This is a genomic window from Pseudundibacterium arcticum (genome assembly GCF_042646465.1).
GTDB classification, from domain to species: Bacteria; Pseudomonadota; Gammaproteobacteria; order Burkholderiales; family Burkholderiaceae_D; genus Undibacterium_A; species Undibacterium_A arcticum.
This window is the reverse complement of the sequence record NZ_JBHRTP010000023.1, coordinates 78,363-96,515: the sequence shown is the minus strand read 5'-3', so window position 1 is coordinate 96,515 and position 18,153 is coordinate 78,363. Positions and strand designations below refer to the sequence as shown.

The window sequence follows — 18,153 nt, the reverse complement described above, 5'->3', positions numbered from 1 at the left end:
CCATTCGGCGCCGACAAATACAAGCACCACGTGGGGGGCCAATCAGCGTATCGGGTCGGCCCGGCCAACAGATATCTATTCGAGCCCATCAAAAACAAAATACTCATGGTGATGCGCTAACAATGCGCAATAAAGTACATGGAAATTGATGGATACTCCTATAAATGTTTGATAATTATCAAACACAGTCATGGCCGTGGGATAAAAAATTCGCGGGGTATGTCGGATCAAAGAGCGCAGTAAAATTGGCCAGCCTGGCACCGACATTGGTCATCTTTACCAACCAGTGCATGCGGAGCCTGCGCATAGTGACAATTCGGCGCAATGACGTTACATTGAGACAATAACTAAACACGCCATAATGCAGCGCAAGCATACCAATCCTGGGAGTCGATTTTGAAATGTGATCAATGCGGCGTCGAAAATGGCCAGCATGCAGCAACCTGTAAGTTATACGGTACGTACAACTTCCCCGCGGCCGATCAACCGGTGCCGCTATCCGCCGATCATAAAATTTGCCCGGAATGCCGGACGTCGAATCCGGCGACGGCCAAATTCTGTGGCAAGTGCGGGATGAGTTTTCGCGAACCGGTAAAAAAAACGCGATCGCCTTCATCATCATCGCCAAAGGCGGTCGCGCTGAACATGACTTCAGGGGCGGGGTTGAATGTGTCCGGTGCGACAGTGTCTACCACCACGGCCACGATCGAGCGCATCGAACGCCAACCAGCGCGCGGTGTCGAGCATCCCGCCGCCGCGTTGTCCGACGCGCGGCCGCGCCGCCACTTATACCGCGGCTCCAGATTTCGGGCGCTCGGCGTCGGTTTTCTGGTGTTGGTAGTCGCAGCCATCTGGTGGTCGAGCCGGATTGATCAGGACATGTCGTTCCAGCATCTGGACGAGGCGATCGGTCATGCGCCTGCCGTGCCGCAGGTCGAGCAGCCGGTGGCGCTGACCATGCCGAACCAGTCGATGGTCGCGGCATCGTCTTCCGCCGATTCTGCACAGGCGCAAGCGTTGGAGGTAACCGACCAGCTGGCCGAAACCGAGGCCGCCACGGTCGACGAAAAGAACAAGCTGAACCAGGCCAGAATCGAACAGGAAACGCGCGCCAAACGGGCGGCAGAAGGCAAGCGCGCGGTGGAGGCCAAACGCCGCAGCGACGAACTGGCCCAGCGCCAGGCAGCTGCCAGCGAAGCGCAGCGCAAACGGGATCAGGAAGAACGCATCAAACGAGAGGAGGCGCAGCAGCGCCGCAGCCAGCAGCCGGTCGCTGCCGCGCCGGCAGCTGTATCACCGCAGCAGGCTTGCGCCGGCAGCTCCAACTTTATCAGTCGCGGACTCTGCGAAGGGCGCGAATGTGCAAAACCGCAATGGGCCGGGCTGCAATACTGCGTTGACATGAAGGAAAGACTGAAGCCGCGTAGCACCGATCATTGAGCTCGATCGTTGAGATTGATGCGGCGCAGATGAGCGCCAACGCGATCGAATCGGAACGCCATGGCGGCGCCGACATCGTTACAATAGGCACATGAACAAGGCATTTGTAAAAGAGTCCGACAACGAAGATGACGAGGGCGACGAGCTAGCCGTCGGCGGGCCCCCGATTCCGGCCGGCGCGAAAAATTACATCACGCCCGCCGGCCACCAACGTCTGAAGGATGAGTTGTTGCGGCTGATCGACGTTGACCGGCCCGAAGTGGTGCGCATCGTGTCGTGGGCGGCATCGAATGGCGACCGCTCCGAAAACGGCGACTATATCTACGGCAAGCGACGACTGCGCGAAATCGACCGACGCATCCGTTTCCTGACCAAGCGGCTCGATCTGGCGGAAGTGGTCGATCCTAGCGTGCATCATGGGCGCGACCAGATTTTTTTTGGCGCCACCGTGAGGTACGAAAACCAGTGCGGTGAGGAAAATACCGTAACCATCGTCGGAATTGACGAAATCGACCCGTTACACGGTATGATTAGCTGGATTTCACCCTTCGCGCGTACCGTCACGAAGGCCCACATAGGTGAATCGATCACGCTCAAAACCCCGGGCGGGATCGAGGAACTGCATATTATCGATGTGCAGTATCCGGCACCTTCTGCCTGAATCTGTTTCGCCCCCACTCTCTGCTATCCCACTCGGTTGCGTATTCCGCGAACTTGGCGGACGTGGCGGATGATTGATTGCGCGTTGAATTGCGCCGGTTCAGGTCGCCTTTTGGTGTGGTCCTGAATTGGGCACTGAGTCGGCTCAACGTCGACTCAACGTCGGCGCAATGTGCACCAATATGCCCCTACCTTCAACGCTACTGTGCAGCGGTGGCGTGAGACTGCGGCAGTGTTAATAATATTCATTCGAAAATAATGCCATGTCACTCGTATATTCCAGCCTTAACCATCCATTGCGTGTCCCGCTTGCGGCAGAAGTGCATTCGCGCCCGTTCTTGCGGCTGGCCGCGCCGGAGAGCCTGACCCATCTGGCGGTGTATGCGTCCCAAGGGCTGTCCAGCGCCGTCGACGATGATATTTCCGGTACGCAACATGCAATTCTGCTGGCCTTGTGCGGGCATTTCGGCGTGGCCGGCCCGGGTACCGAGGCCAAATATTTTTTCCATGATTTTGGCCGGTTCCGCTTGAAATGGGAATGCCATACCGAATTTGCGACCTATACCTTCGCCCAGAGCCAGCCGGCCGGCTTGGCCATCGGCGCCGCATTCGATCAGGTGCCTCTGCAGCACATTCCACAGCTGTGGTTGCAGAGCCTGCGCGGCAAACTGATGGTGGCGGCGCATGTGGCGCTGGAGCAGGGCGATAGTTTTCTGGCATCATCGTTGCCGACCATGGGACAGTTGTTTGAAAACAATATGCAGGCCGGCAGCCATGTCTTGCAAGGCGGTGAAATCCGGACCGATTTTGTGATCCAGGCCGATGGCTTCAGCCGGTTCCTGATGCGCGATGTCGGCCTGCAGGAGCAGCAGGCCGGACGGTTGGTGCAACGCATGCTGGAGATCGAAACCTACCGCATGATGGCGCTGCTGGGCCTGCCGCATGCACAGCGCGCGGCGCCGATCCTGAATGCGATCGAAGGCGAGTTGGCGAAACTGACTGCTGCCATGACGGATAACCAGCACAGCACGGCAAACACGACACCGGACGAGGACGGCGAACAGGCCTTGCTGAACGACATCATCGGTTTGGCGGCACGCATTGAAAAGCTGTCGCTGGAGAACAGCTACCGCTTTTCCGCATCGCAAGCCTACTTCCGGCTGGTCAAGGCCCGCATCGACGAATTGCGCGAGCTGCGCGTCGAGGGCATACCGACCATCGGCGAATTCATGGAGCGCCGGCTGGCGCCCGCGATGGATACCTGCGCCTCGATCGCGCGCCGGCAGGAAGCCCTGGCGGAGCGGATCGCGCACACCAATGATCTGCTGCGCACCCGGGTCGGGATCGTGCAGGAGCAGCAGAACCGCAAGATTCTGGAGTCGCTGAACAAGCGTGCAGCGCAGCAGTTATTGCTGCAACAGGCAGTCGAGGGACTGTCGGTGGTGGCGATTTCGTACTATTTGGCGGGGCTGGTCAATTATGTCGGGAAGGCAGCCAAGGCAGCCGGCTGGCCGGTCAATCCGGACATGGCGACCGGCATCATGATCCCGGTGATCGTGGCCGGCGTCTGGTGGGGGTTGAGCCGGATGCATCTACGCCTGAAAGAGCACAGCGGCAGATGACGTTCTAGCCGCGCTCGCGCAGCAGGCGAATCACGCCAGGGATGCGGCGCAGATTGCGCATCAGTCGCGCCAGGTGGATGCGATCCTCGATCTGCACCGTAAAGCGCAGATGGGTCGTTACGCTGTCGTTGTCTTCGCCCATGCCGACGTAGGTGATGTTGGCATCGGCCTCACCGATTTCGGCGGCGACGCGGGCCAGTATGCCGCGCTGGTTATGGATCAGCAGCTGAATATGGCAATCGAAGCGGCGGTTCAGGTCCTCGCCCCAAACCACATCGATCCAGCGGTCGGGCTCCTTGGCGCGCTGGCGCTTGGCCTGTTCGCAGTCCGCGGTGTGTACCATCAGGCCCTGATCGCGCTTGAGCAGGCCGATGATGCCGTCGCCCGGGATCGGCAGGCAACACGGCGCCAGCTGAATCGCGATGCCTTCACTGCCATAGATCACGACCGGTTCCGGCTTGCTTGGAATGATTTCGCCGCTCTCGTTGAAAAGAGGAATCGTCAGCGACTCGTTCTCGAACAGACCCAGGATATGGCGCGCCACCAGTGCCGCCATGCGTTTGCCGATGCCGATATCGGCGTGGATGTCATCCAGCGACTTGGCGCCGGATTCGTGCAGCAGCCGCTCGATCAGCGACTGCGGCAGGTCGGCACTGAGATTGAGCATGGTCAGCGCCTGGGTCAGCAGGCGCTTGCCCAGTTCGATCGATTCGCCCAGATTGATGGTGCGCAGATGATGGCGGATCGCCGACCGTGCCTTGCCGGTACGCACGAACGCGAGCCAAGTCGGGCTCGGCCGTCCCTCAGGCGAGGTGATGATTTCGACGATGTCGCCATTGCGTAATTCGGTGCGCAGCGGCGATTGTTCGTGGTTGATCTTGACTGCCACACTGTGGTCGCCGATATCGGTATGAATGTTGTAGGCGAAATCGAGCGCAGTGGCACCGCGTGGCAGCGCGATGATCTTCGATTTCGGCGTGAACACATACACTGAATCGGGGAACAGGTCGACCTTGACGTGCTCCAGGAACTCGGCCGAGTCACCGGTCTGCTTCTGGATGTCGAGCAAGGACTGCAGCCATGCGTGGGTGCGTTGCTGCAATTCCGTCAGCCCGGCTTCCTCGTCCTTGTAAAGCCAGTGCGCGGCGACGCCGGATTCGGCGATACGATGCATTTCCTGGGTGCGGATCTGAAATTCCACCGGCGTGCCGTATGGTCCGATTAGCGTCGTGTGCAGCGACTGGTAGCCATTCACCTTCGGAATGGCGATGTAATCCTTGAACTTGCCCGGCATCGGCTTGTACAGCGCGTGCAGCGTGCCGAGCGCGACATAGCAGTTGGCAAAGCTGTCGACCACCACGCGGAAACCGTAGACGTCCAGCACCTGCGAAAATGACAGCTGCTTGAGGCGCATCTTGCCGTAGATGCCGTGCAGGGTCTTCTCGCGGCCGTAGACGTCAAACGGAATGCCGGCCGCGTCCAGTGTGCCCTTGACCGCCTCCAGTACCTTGCTGACCACCTCGCGCCGGTTACCGCGTGCCGACCTGACTGCCTTGGCCAAGGTCCGGTAGCGCAGCGGGTACAGGTGCGAGAACGACAGGTCCTGTAGTTCGCGATAAATGGCATTGAGTCCAAGCCGGTGCGCGATCGGCACATACACTTCCATGGTCTCGCGCGCGATGCGGCGCTTCTTCTCGGGCACCATCGCGTCCAGCGTACGCATATTGTGCAGCCGGTCCGCCAGTTTGATCAGGATCACGCGCACGTCGCGCGCCATGGCCAGCAACATTTTGCGGAAGTTTTCGGCCTGCACCTCGATCTGGCTCTGGAATTCGATTTTTTCCAGCTTTGACAAGCCATCGACCAGTGACGCCACTGGCGCGCCGAAACGCTCGATCAGTTCTTCCTTCTTGACGTCCTGATCTTCCATCACGTCATGCAGCAGCGCGGCCATGATCGCCTGCGCATCGAGCTTCCAGTCGGCGCAGATTTCGGCCACGGCGATCGGATGGGAAATATATGGTTCGCCCGATTTGCGCACTTGGCCCAGATGCATCTCGTCCGAGAAGCGATAGGCTTCCTTGACTTTCTTCAGTTCGGAAGCAGTCAGGTATTCGGTAAGCTTGATGGTGAGATTGCTGACCGAGGCGACGCCGGCAGCCGGGCCCCCAAGGGAGCCGGTGGGTACCGCAGTATGGACGGGCGCGGTCTTTTTAGCGGAACGCCCGGACGGAGACCGTGCCGGGGTTAGGCTAACTGGTGCTGCTGATCGAGTCGAATCTGCTGGAGTCAGGTTCATACTGGAGTGGTATCAGCCGCATGGCGCGTGGTTAGGGACGAATTAGCTTGGGACTTTTTTCAACATTTCCAGACCGACCTTGCCGACTGCGATTTCGCGCAGTGCGATCACGGTTGGTTTGTCTTTCGCATCTACCTTCGGGGTGTGGCCTTGCAGCAGCTGGCGCGCGCGGTAGGTTGCCGCCAAGGTGAGCTGGAAGCGATTGGGAATATGTTTCAGGCAATCTTCAATAGTGATACGGGCCATGACGGTTCCTTACTTTACTTTAGCTTAAATTTGCATGAATGCCCAGTTGGGCAAATAGGGATGCATTGCGTGCCGCCTGTTGCGCAAACCGGCAACGGGTCGCATTGACGATAGCGGTCAGTTCTGACAAAGCGACCGCAAACTCTTGATTAATAATAACATATTCAAACTCGGGCGCGTGCGCGATCTCGCCGCCGGCGGCCAGAATGCGTCGTGTGATCACCTGCGGTTCGTCCTGGCCGCGCTTTTTCAGGCGTTCTTCGAGTGCCGCGATCGACGGCGGCAGGATGAAAATGCCGACCGCGTGCGGGAACTGTTTTTTCACCTGCTGCGCGCCTTGCCAGTCAATTTCCAGCAGCACATCGGTGCCGGCCTGCATCTGCTCGGTGATCAAGAGACGCGAGGTGCCGTAGTAATTACCGTGCACTTCGGCCGATTCGAGGAATTCGCCGCGACTGTTGCGCTCCTGGAAGTCGTCGGCGCTGGTGAAATAATATTCGCGGCCATGCTGTTCGGCCGGGCGCGGCGCGCGGGTAGTGAATGAAATCGACAGCTTGATCGCCGGTTCCTGCGCCAATAGCGCATTGACCAGTGTCGACTTGCCGGCGCCGGACGGCGCGACGACCATGAACAGGCTGCCGGAAGGAGCGTGGGGTGGGGGCATCTAAGTCCTCAATTTGCTTGGTAGTGTAGCGGCCAATCGATCGGTGGTGAACCGCGCCGAATTTGCCTTGCGCCGCTTAAAAATCTATCTTAATGGGAGTATATGCAAAAACAATGGTTCTCGAGCTCTATTTCATTGTGGCTATAAAAATACACCGTGCAGTATAAATGACGCGTCGGATCGTCTGTCTAGCTATCCAGCGGCACTGACGCGATGCCTTATTCGAGATTCTGCACCTGCTCGCGCATCTGTTCGATCAATAGTTTCAGTGCCATCGACGCATCGGCCAGTTCCTTGACCGCGGCTTTCGAGCCGAGCGTATTGGCTTCGCGGTTCAGTTCCTGCATCATGAAATCGAGACGTTTGCCGACCTGGCCGCCTTTTTTCAGGATGTGGCGCGTTTCGCTCAGGTGGGCGGTCATGCGCGACAGTTCTTCCGACACGTCGATGCGGATGCCATAGATCGTCACTTCCTGGCGAATACGCTCCAGCGCTTCTTCGCGCGACAAGGTTTGACTGCCGTTGTTACCGTTGGCGCCGTTGGTGTGGACCAGTCCGAGCGCTTCCTGCAAGCGTTCGACCGCTTTTTGCTGGAATTGTGCAATGACTTGTGGAATTAGCGGCGTGATACGTTGCACGATCGCGTCCATCGCATCGATCCGGGCGATCAGCATCGATGCCAGCGCGTCGCCTTCACGGGCGCGACTGCTCACGAAGGCTTCCATCGCCTTGGCCATGGTCGCTGCCACTTCGGCCGCCAGGTTATCCTGACCCAGTTCGGCTTCCTCGATCACGCCGGGCCAGCGCAGCAAGTCGTTGACCGACAGCGGCTGAGCGTCGCTGAAGTGCTGGCGGATGTCATTCTGTAATCGTGTCAAGTCGGCCAGCAAGCTCGCGTTCAGCGCCTGCGCCTTGCCGGCAGCGACTCTGCGTCCAAAGCTGAGTCGGCATTCCAGCTTGCCGCGCGTGACGCGGCCCATGATGGCTTCGCGCAACACCGGTTCGACCGCGCGTAAATCGTCGTTGACGCGAAATTGCAAGTCCAGAAAACGCGAATTGACGCTTTTGATCTCGATCGTCAGCGTACCGCTGGCGGTTTCGCGGGTTTCAACTGCGTACCCTGTCATGCTGCAAATAGTCACTCGGCGCCTGCTTTCTTCTTTACAAATCAGTGATTTATCCACACAATCGGAGCTACTTGCTCCAGGGATACTATGGCTATTCAAAATAACGCACCGTTGCCGGACGGACTCGAAATCGCCGGATACCGCATTGTAAAGAAGATTGCGTCCGGCGGGTTCAGTATTGTCTACCTGGCCTACGACGAGGACGGCAATGCCGTCGCGATCAAGGAATATCTGCCCAGTTCGCTGGCGTTGCGACAGTCGGGCGAATTGTCGCCGCAGATTTCGCCGGCCAATTTGCCGGTGTTTCGCATCGGGCTGAAATGTTTCTTCGAGGAAGGGCGTGTCCTGGCGCGCATCAGCCACCCGAACGTGGTCAGCGTGCTCAATTTCTTCCGCGCCAATGAAACGGTATACATGGTGATGGCCTATGAATCGGGCCGCTCGCTGCAGGACCATATCCTGCGCCGCCGCGACAAGGGGGAAAAGCCGATCGTGTCGGAGAAATTCATCCGCAAGATGTTTGGCAAGGTCATCAACGGCCTGCGCGAAGTGCATACCAACAAGCTGCTGCACCTGGACCTGAAGCCGGCCAATATCTATCTGCGGGTCGACGGTACCCCGATCCTGCTCGACTTCGGCGCGGCGCGCCAGACCTTGAAGAGCGATTTGCCGAAGCTGTATCCGATGTATACACCGGGCTTTGCGCCGCCCGAACTGTATGTCAAGAATGCCAATCTGGGGCCGTGGACCGATATCTACAGCCTCGGCGCGTCGATCTTTGCGTGCATGGTGGGCGCGCCACCGCAGCCGGCCGACCAGCGCAATGCGGACGACAAGATGGATGTGCATCTGGCCAAACTGGAAGGCCTGTATTCGCCGGAACTGATCCAGGTGGTGCGCTGGTGCCTGATGATCGATCCGATGGCGCGGCCCCAAAGCCTGTTCGAATTGCACAAGGCCTTGAAGGAGCCGATCTTCGTCAAGCCGGAACAAGAGACGCGCTACCTGAAAATACAGCGTAAACTGCGGGACATGGTGACTGCGCTCAGGCGCAAGGCGGTCGCCGTCAACACCACGATCCAGGAAAATACGCAGTAGGGCACCGTCTCCATCTGACCATCTGACCATCTGATTCAGCCAGCGCATGCAATTTTCCGTTTATCAAGAAAGCCACATCGGCGGCCGCAAGGTCAACCAGGACCGGATGGGTTACAGCTTCACCCGCGACGCGCTATTACTGCTGCTGGCCGACGGCATGGGCGGTCACCTGCGCGGCGAAATGGCGGCCGCGATTGCGATGCAGACCATCGGCACGCTGTTCCAGCAGAATGCGACGCCGTATATCAAGAAGCCCGAGCGCTTTCTGGAAGACAGCTTCTGCGCCGCGCATCGTGAAATCCTGCGTTATCGCGACAGCAACAACTTGCCGGAAACCCCGCGCACCACCATCGTCGCCTGCCTGGTGCAGCATAATCACGCGATGTGGGCCCATTGCGGCGATTCGCGGCTGTACTGGATGCGCAACGGACAGATCCTGGCGCGCACCCGCGACCATTCGCGCATCGAGACCCTGATCGCGCAGGGCAAGGTCGATCCGTCGGAGCGCGAGACCCATCCGGACCGCAACAAGTTATTCAACTGCCTCGGCGCGCCGAACCTGCCGATCGTCGAAATTTCGCGCCGCTGCAACCTGCAACCAGGCGACGTGATGCTGCTGTGTTCCGACGGCTTGTGGTCGATGCTGCCGGACCATATTCTGGCGCAGCGGCTGCACGACAGCACGATCGTGCGCGCGGTGCCGGAACTGCTCGCCAACGCGATCGGCATCGGCGGCAAGCACAGCGACAATGCGACTGCGCTGGCGATGATGTGGCAGGGCAGCAATAGCCTGACCGATACCTCGACCATCATCACCAACACCTTGCCAGTTGGCGCGGTGACCTCGACCATCCAGGAATTGCCGACCGCCGACAGCGCTGAAGTCGCCACGGAGGTCGACGCCTTCAACGACGACGAAATCGAAAAGGCGATCGAGGAAATCCGCAACGCGATCCAGAAATCTTCCCGCATTACTTCCAGGAATTAATCCCATGTCTTTTGAAAAACGCCCCAGCGCACGCGCTGCCGACGCCTTGCGCCCGGTGCGCATCACGCGCCATTACACCAAGCATGCCGAAGGATCGGTCCTGATCGAATTCGGCGATACCAAGCTGATCTGCACCGCCAGCATCGAAGACAAGGTGCCCGGTTTCCTGAAAGGCAAGGGACAGGGCTGGATGACGGCCGAATATGGCATGTTGCCGCGCTCGACCCACAGCCGGATGGACCGCGAGGCGGCCAAGGGCAAACAGTCCGGCCGCACCCAGGAAATCCAGCGCCTGATCGGGCGCTCGCTGCGCGCGGCGTTCGACCTGAATGGTTTCGGCGAACGCACCCTGCATCTCGATTGCGACGTGATCCAGGCCGACGGCGGCACGCGCACCGCAGCCATCACCGGCGCGATGGTCGCGGCCTACGATGCATTTGCGCAATTGCTGGAACGGCGGCTGATCAGCGCGATGCCGGTCAAGCATTTTGTCGCGGCGATTTCGGTCGGCGTGTATCAAGGCACGCCGGTGCTCGATCTGGACTATCCTGAAGATTCGGCCTGCGATACCGACATGAACGTGGTGATGACCGATGCCGGTCATTTCGTCGAGGTGCAGGGTACGGCTGAAGGCGCAGCGTTTGATCGCGTCACGATGGACCGGCTGTTGGATCTGGCGCAGCACGGCATCGCCCAACTGATCGCGCTGCAAAAGACAACCTTGGGGCTGGAACCCCGCTAGCAGGGACTTATACTCATCATGGTGCTTCTCTATTCCGCTTATTTATTGCGCGGAATCTGAATATACTCTGCCAAAAACGTTAGAAATGACAGCCAATGCCGGCTGCTGCACTGGCAATGACACTGAACTTCATGACCCGACAATTGATCCTCGCCTCCAACAACGCCGGCAAGCTGAAGGAATTCGGCGAACTACTGCAACCCATCGGTTTTCAACTGCATGCGCAAAGTGAATTCGATGTGCCGGAAGCCGATGAACCATACTTGACCTTCGTCGAAAACGCGCTGGCCAAGGCGCGCCATGCGGCGCGGTTGACCGGTCTGGCGGCGCTGGCCGACGATTCCGGCATCTGCGTCAATGCGCTCGGCGGCGCGCCCGGCGTGCTGTCGGCGCGCTTTGCCGGTGAGCCGAAATCGGACACGCGCAACAATCAGAAACTGATCGCTGAGCTGGCGCCGCACGCGGACAAATCGGCCTATTATTACTGTGCACTGGTACTGGTGCGCCATGCGGACGACCCGCAGCCGGTGATCGCGGAAGGACGCTGGAATGGCGAAATCATTACCGCGCCGCGCGGGCAGAGCGGTTTCGGCTACGACCCGTTGTTCTGGCTGCCCGACTTGCACCGCACCGTGGCCGAACTCAGCGCTGACGAAAAAAACCGCCTGTCGCACCGCGGACAGGCGCTACGTGCATTGGTCGAGAAATTGCAATGATTCCTATCAAACCGGTGGGCCCGGGTTATGGCACCGAGCACGGCGCCGTCAAGCCAGCGCTCAAGACGGACGATGCGCTGTCGGCCGCCGCCAATAGCGCGGCGGCCTATCTGAAGCCGGGCGTGCTCAATCTGAGCGCCTTGCCGCCGCTGTCGCTGTACATCCATTTCCCGTGGTGTGTAAAGAAATGCCCATACTGCGATTTCAACTCGCATGAAGTCAGGGGCGGTTTTCCGGAGCAGGAATATTTGGACGCGCTGCGCGCCGATCTGGAACGCGCATTGCCGTTGATCTGGGGCCGCAAGATTTACACGATCTTCATCGGCGGCGGAACGCCAAGCCTGATGTCGGCGGCGGGCCTCGATCGTTTGCTGTCGGACGTGCGCACGCTATTGCCGCTCGATGGCGCGGCCGAGATCACGATGGAAGCCAATCCCGGCACCTTCGAGGCAGAGAAATTCAAGTCCTATCGCGCCAGCGGCATCAATCGGCTGTCGATCGGGATCCAGAGTTTCAATGCGCGCCATTTGCAGGCCTTGGGCCGGATCCACGACGACCACGAGGCCAGGCGCGCGGTCGACATCGCGCGCAATAGTTTCGATAACTTCAACCTCGACCTGATGTACGCGTTGCCGTCGCAGACCTTGGCCGAAGCGCGGCAGGACATCGCCACCGCGATCGGTTTCGCGCCGCCGCATTTGTCGCTGTATCACCTGACATTAGAGCCAAATACCTATTTCGCCAAATACCCGCCGGTGGTACCGGACGACGATGCCAGTGCCGAGATGCAGGACATGATCGCGGAGATGACGACCGCTGCCGGTTATACGCAATACGAGGTGTCGGCCTATGCGCAGGCGGGACGGCAGGCGCGCCACAACCTCAATTACTGGGAATTTGGCGACTATCTCGGGATCGGCGCCGGCGCCCATTCGAAAATCTCATTCCCGCATCGGATCCTGCGCCAGGTTCGTTACAAGCAGCCGAAAGCGTATCTGGAACACAGCCGCAACGGCAACCCGGTGCAGGAAGAGGCCGAGATCGGTCGTGCTGACCTGGGCTTTGAATTCATGCTCAATACCTTGCGTCTGCACCATGGTTTCGCGCCGAATCTGTTTGCCGAGCGCACCGGCCTGACACTCAATGCAATAGAACAGCAACTCAATCTGGCCGAGGCCAAGGGCCTGTTATACCGCGACCATCGAATCATCCGGCCGACGGTTCTGGGGCAACGGTTTCTGAACGACCTGCAGCAATTGTTCCTGATGGATTGAGTCGGCTCACCGGCCGCGAGCCGATTTATTGTTGTTCTTGCATGTCTGTTGCGTCATATATTTGCCGAATGTTGGAATAAAAAAATATTGTGCAAGTTTTCTTGTCGACCCTGTTGTCAGCGCGCCATACGCTGCGGCAACAGGCGCTCTCCGTAATATTGCATTTCGTAAATGTTTCCCCTACTATCTCAGAGATAATTTACCGATAGATTACGCGCTGACGAGACAATATGACCGTGCCCGAGACAAGCGCCTCCTTCTTTCCCATTACAGCACTTCAACCGGTCACCAATGCCCGCCATGAATGGACGGCAATTGGTTTGCGCATTGACGCATCGCAAGCAATCAATCCCAGAGCCATGGTGCGCATGCTCGCCGTCACTAACTGGTTTGAGGCAGTCGGCACAATCCCGTTTCTCATGCCGCTGACCGATGCGGCGGCGCTCGACCCCGAGCACTTTTCAGCGCTGCCACCCGACCAGGTAATCCTATGCGTGACGCGCGCCATGTGCGCCGATACCATGGCACGCGAAAAGCTGCACGACTTGCAGGCCAGGGGCTTTCGCATCATGCTTGACTGGTTGCCGCAAAGGGGCGAGCAGATCGGCGACCTCGACTGCTTGTTCGGACTCGATTGCAACGCCGGGGTACCACTCGGCGCCGTGGACTGGTTGCATAAGTCGGCCGGTCCGCATCTGGCACAGCGGATCGCTGACCCGACCGGATTCGATCAGTGCCGTGTGGCCGGATTTGGCTGGTTTTCCGGCAGTTACCCGTTGCATTGTTCCAGCATCATGCCGCGCCATGACGGCAGTTCCCGCACCCGTTTGCTCAAGCTGCTCGGCCTGGTCGCGCGCGATGCCGAATCGCGCGAACTGGAGACGTTGCTGAAACAGGATCCAGCCCTGTCGTATCAGTTGATCAAGCTGGTCAATTCTGCTGCATTTGCGCATTCCGCCGAGATCACCAGTTTCAACCAGGCCATCAATCTGCTCGGACGGCGGCAACTGCAGCGCTGGCTGCAATTGCTGCTGTATTCGCGCCAGCAAGACAATGGCGAGTTCTCTCCATTATTGTCGCGGGCCGCATTGCGCGCCAGCCTGATGGAAGCGTTTTGTCGTCACAGCGGCGGCAGCCGGGAGCAGCAGGATCGCGCCTTCATGACCGGCATCTTTTCCCTGCTCGATGTCCTATTCGCAATGCCGCTGGCGGACATCGTCAAACCGCTTAACCTGGCCGATGACGTGCTGGCCGCTTTGCTGGAGCGCAGCGGTCGGCTGGGTCAACTGCTAACACTGACCGCGCACGCAGCGGGCGACTGCGCATTGCCGTCGCCAGATGCCCTGCTTGCCGGCGAAGTTGCCAGCGAAGTTGCCAGTGAAATTGCCAGTGAAATTGCCAGTGACATTGATCCGAACACTTATTGGCACAGCGTGGCGCAGGCTTGCCGCTGGGCGATTCAGGTGAGTCGGGAAGCGTGACCATGGCGCCCATCACCGCACCGGAGGATCTCGCTTGTAGCGCCGAGTTGTACGATGCGGTATGCAATCTTGAGGGGGGTGCGCTCGATGAAGCATTGGGGCGTATCGTGCGCAATCTGCTGGAGAGTCCGCAAGGCGGTTATTTTCAAGGCAGGCTGCCGGATTCGGCGATGCTGGCCGAGTCGGTTGTGCACGACGGCCAGAGCTATGGCGGGTATGCGGTTTCCGGACGTAGTGGCGGTTACAACTGGGGCGATCGGATGCGGCTGGCCGCGCTGGCACGCCTGACCGGACGCCTGCTGCGCGCGCGGGTCGAGTCGGAGCGGCGCGCACGCGAATTCGACCTGATCGCGGCGCAGCTGCGACAACAGGCCCAAATCCTGGATCAGATTCAGGAATCGGTGATTACGATGGATCTGGCCGGTTTTATCGCCAGCTGGAACAAGGGTGCCGAACGACTTTTCGGTTACGCCGCCGATGAAGCGGTCGGTCGCAACATCCTTTTTTTGTACGAGGATCAGGACGACCCGGACGACGGCAGCGCCCAGTTTGATTCCCACTTTCTGCAGCAAGGTAGCCGCGAGATAGAGGTGCGCCGCCGGAAAAAATCCGGCGAAGTGTTTTGGGCCAGTCTGTCGCTATCGCCACTGTGCGATGGTGTCGGACAACCGGTCGGCCTGATCGGTTATCTCAATGACATCACTCAGCGCAAGGACGCTGAACAACGCATCCACCATCTGGCTTATTACGATGCGCTAACGGGTTTGCCGAACCGCACCCTGCTGATGAAACTGGTCGACCAGGGGCTGGCTGTCGCACAGCGCCGCCAGACGCGAGCCAGCATACTATTTGTCGACTTGAACCGGTTCAAACCGATTAACGATACCCTAGGCCATGACGCCGGTGACCGCCTGTTGCAGCAAATTGCCGCCCGTTTTCGCAGCGCCCTGCGCGACGAGGACGTGGTGGCAAGGCTGGGCAGCGATGAGTTCGCGATCGGCCTGTTTGACAGCAGCGAGCCGTTGCAAACCAGCCATGTCGCACAGAAATTGCTGAATCTGCTCGATGCGCCATTTTCGATCGATGGCCATGAGTTGCGCGTCGGCGCCAGCATCGGCATCAGCGTCTATCCGCAGGACGGCAGCGACTCCGCGACGTTGCTGCGGCTGGCCGATATCGCGATGGTCCGGGCCAAGCAGGGCGGCGATGGCAGTGGCGGTGGTTATGCGTTTTATAGTCAGGCGATGAACCAGCGCGCGTTGCACCGACTGGGGATCGAGACTGGATTGCGGCGTGCCATCGCACACGACGAATTGTTGCTGTTATACCAGCCGAAGCTGGATCTGCTGAGCGGCGCCATCGTTGGCGCCGAAGCCTTGCTGCGCTGGCAGCATCCCGCTCAGGGGCTGATTCTGCCGGCGGAGTTTATTCCGGTGGCCGAAGAGACCGGACTGGTGGTGCGGGTCGGCGAATGGGTGCTGGAAGCGGCCTGCGCCCAAGCCCGGCAATGGCAACAGGCCGGCATCGCACCGCTGCGCATATCGATTAATGTGTCGGCGCGCGAATTCACATCGGCACTGCCCGAACGGGTGCGGGACATGTTGGCGCGGTACGGGTTGGCTGCCCACTGGCTCGAACTGGAAATCACCGAAAGCATGCTGATGCATGGTGTCGATAACATCATCGGCATCATGGACCAGATATCGGCCATGGGTGTTGCGTTGTCGCTGGATGATTTTGGCACCGGCTATTCCAGCCTGTCGTATCTGAAGCGTTTCCCGATCGATTCGCTGAAGATTGATCGCTCCTTCATCATGGGCATCCCCGACGATGGCAATGACTGCGCGATTGCCGGCACCATCATCAGCATCGCGCGGCAGCTCAAGCACAAGGTGATCGCAGAAGGCGTCGAAAATCGCGAACAGCTGGCATTCCTGCGCAAGGCAGGCTGCGACGAGATGCAGGGTTACCTTTTTTCACAACCGGTGATGGCCATCGAGTTCGAGAACATGTTGCGCGAAGGGCGCCGACTCGCGCTGTGAGGCAATTTTTGCCGCGAACCGGGCAGCAATAGGCCAACGACGCTGCGACTTAGGTATAATGCCGCACATCAGCAAGGTTGGCAGAGCGGTTGAATGCACCAGTCTTGAAATTTGCTGTAAATGAATACGGAAGCGTGGCCGAGTGGTTGAAGGCACTAGTCTTGAAAACTAGCGACGGAGTGATCCGTTCGTGAGTTCGAATCTCACCGCTTCCGCCAAAATCACCCTCAAGAAATTCCGTGACATCCCAAACCCCGCGCCTCACTGCTGACTAGGGGGTTACTTAATCTGTTGAAGAAAGTTCTGAGAGCCGCGCCCCGCCTGGGTTTGCGGCTCTTTTTTCGCAAAAAATAAATTCAAAAAAGAAGAAAACCCTGGGGGCTAGGCTCCGCAGGGGTCTCGGGGTAATTAAACACCAATTTTCAACAGATTAAGTAACCCCCTAGCACTGCTGAGCACGCGAGTTTTTTGTTTTGGGAGGTGCCGGGTGGCTCATTGTCAGCCTGGATTTTTCGGCATTTTTTTGAGAAATTACGAGCCCGTATGCGAGCGTATCAGGTCACGCCGCGGACCTATTGATTGACGCCAAGTGCCTTGGCCACGCCGGCGCCGTAAGCTGGGTCGGCCTTGGTGCAATTGTCGATATGACGCAGCTGGATTTCACGGGGTGCCCCTCCCAAGGAGCGTGCGGTATTCTCGAACAGCACCTGTTGCTGCGCCGGAGCCATTAGCTGGAACAGCGCGCGTGGCTGGGAATAGTAATCGTCGTCCACGCGGTGGTTCCAGTGATCCGCGGCGCCTTTCACGGACAGTGGCGGTTCCGAAAAATTGGGTTGTTCTTGCCACTGGCCATAGCTGTTCGGCTCGCTCGTAGCCAATGGTCCCGCCATGATTGCCGTCCACGCGCATGGCACCATCACGGTGATAGCTGTGGGCCGGGCATTTTGGCGCATTGACCGGTATCTGGTGATGGTTTACCCCGAGACGGTAGCGTTGCGCGTCGCCGTAGGAGAACAGCCGCGCCTGCAACATCTTGTCCGGTGAAAAGCTGATACCGGGCACCACATTGGCCGGGTTGAAGGCCGCCTGTTCCACTTCCGCATCGTAATTTTCCGGGTGGCGGTTCAATTCCAGAACCCCCACCTCGATCAGCGGATAATCCTTCTTTGGCCAGATTTTGGTGAGGTCGAATGGGTGATGCGGCACCTTCGCCGCATCCTGTTCCGGCATGATCTGCACATACATGGTCCAGCGCGGATAGTCCTTGTTCTCGATCGCCTCGTACAGATCGCGCTGGTTGCTCTCGCGATCATGGGCGATGACTTGTGCGGCCTCCTCGTCAGTCAGATTCTTGATGCCCTGCTGCGTTTTGAAGTGAAACTTGACCCAGTGGCGTTCGTTCTTGGCGTTAATCAAGCTGAAGGTATGGCTACCAAAGCAGTGCATGTGGCGATACGAAGCGGGAATGCCACGGTCACTCATCACGATGGTCACCTGGTGCAACGCTTCCGGCAGCAAGGTCCAGAAATCCCAGTTGTTCTTGGCACTACGCAGGTTGGTGCGCGGGTCATACTATCTGGCAAAGCCTGGAGATTGATATTTGCTGGACGGCGGCTTCCATTTCATTCGCCAAGCGGACCGCAACAGCGATGCACGCCACGCTGTGCTCGATGACGGCATGCCGCGCAGTGTCATCCTTCATCTCACGCGCCAACCCGTGACGTCAATTTGTGGCAGTATATTTGGAGCGCATT

The 18,153-nt window shown here is 58.9% G+C and carries 14 protein-coding genes, 1 tRNA gene and 2 pseudogenes; 12 read left to right on the top strand and 5 right to left on the bottom strand.

Going from position 1 to position 18,153, the window contains the following annotated elements; all coding sequences use genetic code 11:
• Window positions 1-396: 396 nt before the first annotated feature.
• The 4 genes and pseudogenes from ACFOFO_RS08580 to ACFOFO_RS08565 all read left to right on the top strand — a co-directional run.
• Window positions 397-573 (top strand): annotated as a pseudogene (locus ACFOFO_RS08580) (zinc-ribbon domain-containing protein); the annotation flags it as partial.
• Window positions 574-684: 111 nt separating this feature from the next.
• Window positions 685-1,440, top strand: a complete 756-nt coding sequence (locus ACFOFO_RS08575) for a hypothetical protein (protein ID WP_390328361.1) — start codon at window positions 685-687, stop codon at window positions 1,438-1,440.
• A 91-nt stretch (window positions 1,441-1,531) separates the two neighbouring features.
• Window positions 1,532-2,101 (top strand): transcription elongation factor GreB, encoded by a 570-nt coding sequence (greB, locus tag ACFOFO_RS08570; RefSeq protein ID WP_390323758.1) that lies wholly within the window; start codon window positions 1,532-1,534, stop codon window positions 2,099-2,101.
• Window positions 2,102-2,363: 262 nt separating this feature from the next.
• Entirely contained in the window at window positions 2,364-3,722 is a 1,359-nt protein-coding gene (locus ACFOFO_RS08565) for a DUF3422 family protein (protein ID WP_390323759.1), read from the top strand.
• A gap of 4 nt (window positions 3,723-3,726) precedes the next feature.
• Here the strand turns inward: ACFOFO_RS08565 and ACFOFO_RS08560 are convergent, their stop codons facing one another.
• The 4 genes from ACFOFO_RS08560 to ACFOFO_RS08545 all read right to left on the bottom strand — a co-directional run bounded on the left by ACFOFO_RS08560 (window position 3,727) and on the right by ACFOFO_RS08545 (window position 8,058).
• Window positions 3,727-6,021 carry a RelA/SpoT family protein gene (locus tag ACFOFO_RS08560; RefSeq protein ID WP_390323761.1) on the bottom strand — a complete coding sequence of 765 codons (2,295 nt, stop codon included), beginning with the start codon at window positions 6,019-6,021 and terminating at the stop codon, window positions 3,727-3,729.
• Between the two features lie 42 nt (window positions 6,022-6,063).
• The gene (rpoZ, locus tag ACFOFO_RS08555; protein WP_390323762.1) at window positions 6,064-6,267 is read right to left on the bottom strand and encodes a DNA-directed RNA polymerase subunit omega; all 204 of its coding nucleotides are present in this window, start codon (window positions 6,265-6,267) and stop codon (window positions 6,064-6,066) included.
• Between the two features lie 19 nt (window positions 6,268-6,286).
• Entirely contained in the window at window positions 6,287-6,931 is a 645-nt protein-coding gene (gmk, locus tag ACFOFO_RS08550) for a guanylate kinase (RefSeq protein WP_390331356.1), read from the bottom strand.
• A gap of 218 nt (window positions 6,932-7,149) precedes the next feature.
• Window positions 7,150-8,058 carry a YicC/YloC family endoribonuclease gene (locus ACFOFO_RS08545; protein ID WP_390323764.1) on the bottom strand — a complete coding sequence of 303 codons (909 nt, stop codon included), beginning with the start codon at window positions 8,056-8,058 and terminating at the stop codon, window positions 7,150-7,152.
• Between the two features lie 87 nt (window positions 8,059-8,145).
• On the opposite strand from ACFOFO_RS08545, the gene ACFOFO_RS08540 reads away from it, so the two are divergent.
• From ACFOFO_RS08540 to ACFOFO_RS08505, 8 genes are all read left to right on the top strand, one after another.
• Window positions 8,146-9,156: a serine/threonine protein kinase gene (locus ACFOFO_RS08540; protein WP_390323765.1), complete on the top strand. Its 1,011-nt coding sequence runs from the start codon at window positions 8,146-8,148 to the stop codon at window positions 9,154-9,156.
• Between the two features lie 46 nt (window positions 9,157-9,202).
• Window positions 9,203-10,144, top strand: a complete 942-nt coding sequence (locus ACFOFO_RS08535; RefSeq protein WP_390323766.1) for a PP2C family protein-serine/threonine phosphatase — start codon at window positions 9,203-9,205, stop codon at window positions 10,142-10,144.
• Between the two features lie 4 nt (window positions 10,145-10,148).
• Complete coding sequence (gene rph / locus ACFOFO_RS08530) at window positions 10,149-10,886, top strand: ribonuclease PH (RefSeq protein ID WP_390323768.1); 738 nt, start codon at window positions 10,149-10,151, stop codon at window positions 10,884-10,886.
• A gap of 131 nt (window positions 10,887-11,017) precedes the next feature.
• Window positions 11,018-11,602 carry an RdgB/HAM1 family non-canonical purine NTP pyrophosphatase gene (rdgB, locus tag ACFOFO_RS08525; RefSeq protein WP_390328006.1) on the top strand — a complete coding sequence of 195 codons (585 nt, stop codon included), beginning with the start codon at window positions 11,018-11,020 and terminating at the stop codon, window positions 11,600-11,602.
• Entirely contained in the window at window positions 11,599-12,876 is a 1,278-nt protein-coding gene (hemW, locus tag ACFOFO_RS08520) for a radical SAM family heme chaperone HemW (protein ID WP_390323769.1), read from the top strand. The genes rdgB and hemW overlap by 4 nt, the downstream gene beginning before the upstream one ends.
• A 359-nt stretch (window positions 12,877-13,235) precedes the next feature.
• Window positions 13,236-14,357 (top strand): EAL and HDOD domain-containing protein, encoded by a 1,122-nt coding sequence (locus ACFOFO_RS08515; RefSeq protein ID WP_390323771.1) that lies wholly within the window; start codon window positions 13,236-13,238, stop codon window positions 14,355-14,357.
• A 2-nt stretch (window positions 14,358-14,359) separates the two neighbouring features.
• Window positions 14,360-16,399 carry a putative bifunctional diguanylate cyclase/phosphodiesterase gene (locus ACFOFO_RS08510; protein ID WP_390323772.1) on the top strand — a complete coding sequence of 680 codons (2,040 nt, stop codon included), beginning with the start codon at window positions 14,360-14,362 and terminating at the stop codon, window positions 16,397-16,399.
• Window positions 16,400-16,527: 128 nt separating this feature from the next.
• Window positions 16,528-16,617, top strand: a tRNA-Ser gene (locus tag ACFOFO_RS08505).
• 354 nt (window positions 16,618-16,971) lie between these two features.
• Here ACFOFO_RS08505 and ACFOFO_RS08500 read toward each other — a convergent pair.
• Window positions 16,972-17,968: pseudogene (locus ACFOFO_RS08500) on the bottom strand (catalase); the annotation flags it as partial.
• Window positions 17,969-18,153: the final 185 nt, after the last annotated feature.

Excerpts from the sequence above, each read along its gene's own strand:
- rdgB (WP_390328006.1), top strand. The coding sequence starts at position 11,018 with ATGACCCGACAATTGATCCTCGCCTCCAACAACGCCGGCAAGCTGAAG.
- rpoZ (WP_390323762.1), bottom strand. The coding sequence starts at position 6,267 with ATGGCCCGTATCACTATTGAAGATTGCCTGAAACATATTCCCAATCGC.
- hemW (WP_390323769.1), top strand. The coding sequence starts at position 11,599 with ATGATTCCTATCAAACCGGTGGGCCCGGGTTATGGCACCGAGCACGGC.
- ACFOFO_RS08515 (WP_390323771.1), top strand. The coding sequence starts at position 13,236 with ATGGTGCGCATGCTCGCCGTCACTAACTGGTTTGAGGCAGTCGGCACA.
- ACFOFO_RS08535 (WP_390323766.1), top strand. The coding sequence starts at position 9,203 with ATGCAATTTTCCGTTTATCAAGAAAGCCACATCGGCGGCCGCAAGGTC.
- ACFOFO_RS08540 (WP_390323765.1), top strand. The coding sequence starts at position 8,146 with ATGGCTATTCAAAATAACGCACCGTTGCCGGACGGACTCGAAATCGCC.
- rph (WP_390323768.1), top strand. The coding sequence starts at position 10,149 with ATGTCTTTTGAAAAACGCCCCAGCGCACGCGCTGCCGACGCCTTGCGC.
- greB (WP_390323758.1), top strand. The coding sequence starts at position 1,532 with ATGAACAAGGCATTTGTAAAAGAGTCCGACAACGAAGATGACGAGGGC.
- ACFOFO_RS08510 (WP_390323772.1), top strand. The coding sequence starts at position 14,360 with ATGGCGCCCATCACCGCACCGGAGGATCTCGCTTGTAGCGCCGAGTTG.
- ACFOFO_RS08545 (WP_390323764.1), bottom strand. The coding sequence starts at position 8,058 with ATGACAGGGTACGCAGTTGAAACCCGCGAAACCGCCAGCGGTACGCTG.
- gmk (WP_390331356.1), bottom strand. The coding sequence starts at position 6,931 with ATGCCCCCACCCCACGCTCCTTCCGGCAGCCTGTTCATGGTCGTCGCG.
- ACFOFO_RS08565 (WP_390323759.1), top strand. The coding sequence starts at position 2,364 with ATGTCACTCGTATATTCCAGCCTTAACCATCCATTGCGTGTCCCGCTT.
- ACFOFO_RS08560 (WP_390323761.1), bottom strand. The coding sequence starts at position 6,021 with ATGAACCTGACTCCAGCAGATTCGACTCGATCAGCAGCACCAGTTAGC.